Here is a 5,071-nt window from a genome sequence, read left to right as displayed (position 1 = left end):
GGCCCGGCCCGGATCGGCGGCGAACAGATCCCGCAGATGCAGCGGGGCGATCTCGCGATGATGCGCGACCAACGCGGACCACTCCCGAGTGACGGTGATATCGGTCGGGAGCGGCGGGGTCTCACTCATCGGTGGCCTCCTCGCCGCCGCCGGGCGCGTCGGCCGGGGCGCGGGCCGCGTCGAGCCGGGCCCGCACGGTCTGCTCCAGCTGGGTCCACGAGGTCAGGAACTTCGCGACACCGTCGCGTTCCAGCGTGTCGAACACCTCGGTGAGATCGACCCCGGCGGCCTCCAGCCCGGCGAACACCCGCCGCGCCGCCTCGGCGGTGCCGGTGAGCCGGTCGCCGTGGACCTCGCCGTGATCGGCGAAGGCGTGCAGGGTCTGCTCCGGCATGGTGTTGACCGTGCCCGCCGCGACGAGCTCGCTGACATACAGGGTGTCGGGGTAGGCGGGGTTCTTCACCCCGGTGGAGGCCCACAGCAGCCGTTGGGGCCGCGCCCCCTCGGCCCGCAGGGCCGTCCACCGGTCGGTGGCGCACACCTGCCGGTAGGCGGCGTAGGCCAGCCGTGCGTTGGCCACCCCGGCCCGGCCGCGCAGCGCCCGCGCCGCCTCGGTGCCGATGGTCTCCAGCCGCTGGTCGATCTCGGTGTCGACCCGGGAGACGAAGAACGAGGCCACCGAGGCGATCCGGTCGAGCCGATGGCCGTTCGCGAGCGCACGCTCCATGCCCTCGGCGTAGGCGTCCACCACGGCTCGGTAGCGCTGCACCGAGAAGATCAGGGTGACGTTGACGCTGATGCCCTCCCCGAGCACCTGGGCGATCGCCGGGAGCCCCGCGCGGGTGGCCGGAATCTTGACCATGAGGTTCGGCCGGTCCACCGCCTTCCACAGCTCCATCGCCTGAGCGACGGTGGCGTCGGCGTCGTGGGCCAGGGTGGGATCGACCTCCAGCGAGACCCGCCCGTCGGTCCCGTTCGTGGCGAGGTGGACCTCACCCAGCACGTCGCAGGCGGCCTGCACGTCCGCGACGGTGAGCTCGCGGATCGCGGTGTCCACGTCGGCGCCGCGCGCCGCCAGTTCGCGCAGCTGCCCGGCGTAGGCCGTCCCGTCCGCGAGCGCCGCCGCGAAGATCGTCGGATTGGTGGTCACACCGACCACACACCGATCGCGGACGAGCGCGGCGAGGTCACCCGTCCGGAGCCGGTCCCGGGACAGGTCATCGAGCCAGATGGACACACCCGCCTGCGAGAGTGCGGCCAGTCGAGGGGTATCTGGTCTGCTCACGAAGACTCCTTTGCGTTCCAGGACCGCAGCGGGAATGCGGTGGCGTCGACGCCCGGCGTGCCCGTCATGGCCACGCGGTCAGCTCGTCCGGCATGCGGACGCGTCGGCCGCACCGGTCGGGCCCGCGGCGTGCTGGACGGCGTGTCCGCCGAACTGGTGGCGCAGCGCGGCGACCGCCCGCATCGCGGGGGAGGACTCCTGGCGGGAGGTGAACCGGGCGAACAGCGCGGCGGAGATCACCGGCAGCGGCACCGCGCGGGTGATCGCCTCCTCCAGCGTCCAGCGGCCCTCGCCGGAGTCGTCGACGTGGTCGGTGAGCGCGGCGAGGCCCGGATCCTCGTGCAGGGCGCGGACCAGCAGGTCCAGCAGCCAGGAGCGCACCACGGTGCCGCGGGACCAGGCCCGCATGACGGCGGGCACGTCGGTGATCAGCTCGGTGGCGGTGAGCAGTTCGTAGCCCTCGGCGTAGGCCTGCATCAGCCCGTACTCGATGCCGTTGTGCACCATCTTGGCGAAGTGGCCGGCGCCGACCGGGCCGGCGTGGGCGAAGCCCTGTTCGCGGGGGCCGGCCGGGCGCAGCGCGTCGAAGATCGGCATGGCCCGGTGGATGTGCTCGAGCGCACCTCCGGCCATCAGCCCGTAGCCGTTGTCGCGGCCCCAGACCCCGCCGGACACCCCGACGTCGAGGTATCCGATCCCCTTGCCCGCCAACAGTTCCGCGTTGGGGACATCGTCGGTGTAGCGGGAGTTGCCGCCCTCGATGACCAGGTCGTCGGGGGTGAGCAGATCGGCCAGGGCGCGCACGGTGGCGCGGGTCGGTTCGCCGGCCGGGACCATCACCCACACGGTGCGGGGCGGGGCGAGCGCGGCGGCGAGCGCGGTGAGCGAGTCGACATCGGTCACCTCCGGGCGCGGGTCGTAACCGATGACCTCGTGACCGGCCGCCCGGAGCCGCTCGCGCATGCCGGCGCCCATTCGACCCAGACCGATCATTCCCAGTTGCACGCAAGCTCCTTGCTGGTTCGAGGGTCCGGCGGGCCGTTCCCGGCAATGGCCAGGGACCGGGTACGGCCCGCCGGAGTCGGGTGCGGATCGCGGACTCGACCCGACGGGCTGTCGGAGTTCCATGGTCATCGGAGTCGGCGCGCCTGTCATCGACAGCTGAGGCGATGTCGGGCCGCCGAGTTTGTGCAGTCCGCACCGATCAGCTCGGGAGACGGGCCTGCTCCGATCCGCGCACGACGCGGCAGGCGAGCTGGATCACGAGCCGGTCGTCGGGCCGGGACAGGTCCACGCCGAGCGCCCGCTCGGCCCGTTCGACCCGCTGGTTCACCGTGTTGCGGTGCACCCCGAGGAACGACGCGGCGGCGCTCGCCGAGGACTCCCGGTCCAGGTAGACCTGGAGCGTGTCCAACAGGACGTCCTCGCCGCCGAGCAGCGGCGCCAGCACGGTGCGGGCGTAGGAGCTGAAGGCCTCCGACTCGTGCCAGCGGGCCAGGATCCGCCGCGCGCCGAGCTCGTCGATGTGCTCGACCGGGCTGCGGCGGGAGGTCATCCCGGCGAACAGGCACGCCTCTCGGGCCTCCCGCACGGTGCGACCGATTCCGGTGTGCCCCTCGTACGGGCGCCCGACGCCGGCGATGAGCGGCAGGCGGTCCCGCAGGCTCTCGACGGCGTGCGCCACCGCCAGCCGGGTGCTCCGGAAGGTGGTCGACGGCGGCTCGGCGTCGTCGGTGAACCAGAAGACCCAGCCGTCGGACCGCTCGGCGAGCACACCGACGAGCCCCTGTGCGCGCAGGGCACGCGCGAGCGCGGCGGTCGAGTCCGGCGCGTGCTCGATCCCGAGCTCCAGCTGCAGGTACACGCCGGTGTGCCAGCCGTCGAGCCGCCAACCCACGTGCAGCGCGCGCTGCACGGTATGGCGGCCCAGCGCCTGGGTGGCGTCCATCAGCTCGGCGAGCAGCGTGCTGCGGTCCCGCGCGTCCTGCTCGCCGCGGATGCGCTCTCGCGCGGTGAGCGCCGCGATCGGGAACGCGGCGACCTTCAACAGCTGGGCGACCCCGTCCAGCCACACCTGGTGGGACGCGGGCAGCTGGGTGCCCAGCCAGAGGTCCGGCCGGACCGGGTCGTCGACGAACACCGGCGCGAGGACCTGATGGCCATGCCCGGCCGGGATCACCTGGGCGTAGGACGGCAGCTCGACATCGGCCAGGGTGAAGTCCGCCGACCCGGCCAGCACCGTGCGGTCGCGCCCGAGCAGCACCACCGGCGCCTGCAGGCTCTCGCGCAGCGGCTGCAGGATCTGCTCGGTGCTGGTCGGCGCGCCGGGCAGCCGGTTCAGGACCTGCAGCGCGCGCTGCACGGCGAGCCGGGTCGGCTCCAGCACGTGGGCGGCGAGCCGGGTGGCCAGCTGCACCGGTTCGCCGGTCGGGACCACGATGACGGGAAGGTCGCGGCGGTCGGCCATCTGGCGGGTCGAGCGCAGGATGCGGATCTGCCCGAGCACGACCACCGCGACCGCGCCCTTGCTGTGGGCGGCCCGGATCAGCACCTCCAGCTCGTACCCGGCCACGGCGCGGGAGGCGGTGATCACCAGCGTGCCCTGCCCGACGGCCTCGGTGTCCCCGGTGCCGTGCAGCACCGCCACCTCGGTGATCTCCCGGTCCAGGCCGTCGTGACCGCCGATCAGCTCGGCGCCGGTGAGCTCACCGACCCCGAGCAGGTGGCGTACGCGCAGCCGCCGGCCCGGTTCCGCCAGGGGTCGTGCCGGATCCGGAAAGATCATCTCCGCCGCCCGGGTGCCGCGTAGTCGACGTCGTAGCCGAAGGCGCGGGGGCCGACCAGACCCAGCCCACGCGGGGTCCGCCACTGCGGTGCGCCGGGCAGGGTGAGCACGTCGGCCTCGAGGCCGAACCTGATCTCCTCCGTCGTCAACGGGCGGACCTGGTCGCGGGACACCAGGCAGATCAGGTCGGGGACCGAGGCCAGCACCCGACCGTCCTCCAGCAGCAGCAGGTTCTCGTTCTGGAACTCCAGCCGCATCAGCCGCTCCGCGCTCTCGAGCACCGCGCTGCCCCGGGCGAACCGGGTACCGGTCGACCGCTCGACGTCGACGACCTTGCCGCTGAACAGCATCCGGCCACCGTTGTCGTGCAGCAGCCGCGGCAGGTCACGGGCGCTGAGCAGCCGACCGACCTCCAGCGCCCGGGAGATGCTGTGCGCAATGGCGGTCCGGGCGAGCAGGTCGGCGCGCTGCGGACCCAACGCGATGAGGCCCCAGCCGCCGACGGTCACCACCGCCGAGCGGGTCAGGCGTTCCGCGGCGAACCCGTCGACACCGTCGATGACCAGTACCGCACCCTGCGCGTCGGCCACGGCCACCGGGGTCAGCGGAGCCCCGTTCAGGAAGAAGGTCGTCTGTTCCAGCTCGGGGAATGCCCGGCCCATCCCGTCCGCGTCGACCAGCGGTAGCCCGAGCGCGACGGCGGCCGCCGCCGCGAGCAGCGCGTTCACCCCGGCCGCCTCGAAGCCCAGTACCGCTGCGCATTCCACCCCGCCGTGACGCTGTGCGGCCGCGACCGCGCGAGCGAACTCACCGCCGTTGAGCGGTTTCTCCTCGAAGACCGTCACCGAGCCCACCAGCCCGACCGGGATGGCGTGGGAATCCGGCGGCAGCTCGCTCAGCGAGACGACGCGGATCGGTCCGCTGCGCTCCAGCTGGTGGCGCAGCAGCGAACGGGCGGATCGGGTGCTGCCGCCACCGCCGGAGCCCATCAGCGCGGCGCC

General features: G+C 73.4%; 4 protein-coding genes. All 4 read right to left on the bottom strand.

Features of this window, described 5'->3' with window-relative positions:
* Nucleotides 1–121: 121 nt before the first annotated feature.
* On the bottom strand, nt 122–1,285 hold the full coding sequence (gene tal, locus ACFQE5_RS10715) for a transaldolase (protein ID WP_379584697.1): 1,164 nt from the start codon (nt 1,283–1,285) through the stop codon (nt 122–124).
* Between the two features lie 78 nt (nt 1,286–1,363).
* Nucleotides 1,364–2,278 carry a phosphogluconate dehydrogenase (NAD(+)-dependent, decarboxylating) gene (gene gnd, locus ACFQE5_RS10710; RefSeq protein WP_379584709.1) on the bottom strand — a complete coding sequence of 305 codons (915 nt, stop codon included), beginning with the start codon at nt 2,276–2,278 and terminating at the stop codon, nt 1,364–1,366.
* Between the two features lie 211 nt (nt 2,279–2,489).
* Nucleotides 2,490–4,070, bottom strand: coding sequence for a helix-turn-helix domain-containing protein (locus tag ACFQE5_RS10705; RefSeq protein ID WP_379584696.1), 1,581 nt, complete (start codon nt 4,068–4,070; stop codon nt 2,490–2,492).
* A partial coding sequence (locus tag ACFQE5_RS10700; RefSeq protein WP_379584695.1) for a DUF917 domain-containing protein occupies nt 4,067–5,071 on the bottom strand: 1,005 nt, incomplete at its 5' end. The genes ACFQE5_RS10700 and ACFQE5_RS10705, both read right to left, overlap by 4 nt.

This window comes from Pseudonocardia hispaniensis (assembly GCF_042658695.1).
In the GTDB taxonomy this organism is placed as follows: Bacteria; Actinomycetota; Actinomycetes; order Mycobacteriales; family Pseudonocardiaceae; genus Pseudonocardia; species Pseudonocardia hispaniensis.
This window is presented reverse-complemented; position numbering and strand designations above follow the sequence as displayed.

What these genes read in the sequence shown, in the direction of transcription:
- gnd (WP_379584709.1), bottom strand. Translation starts at nt 2,278, where the DNA reads ATGATCGGTCTGGGTCGAATGGGCGCCGGCATGCGCGAGCGGCTCCGG.
- ACFQE5_RS10705 (WP_379584696.1), bottom strand. Translation starts at nt 4,070, where the DNA reads ATGATCTTTCCGGATCCGGCACGACCCCTGGCGGAACCGGGCCGGCGG.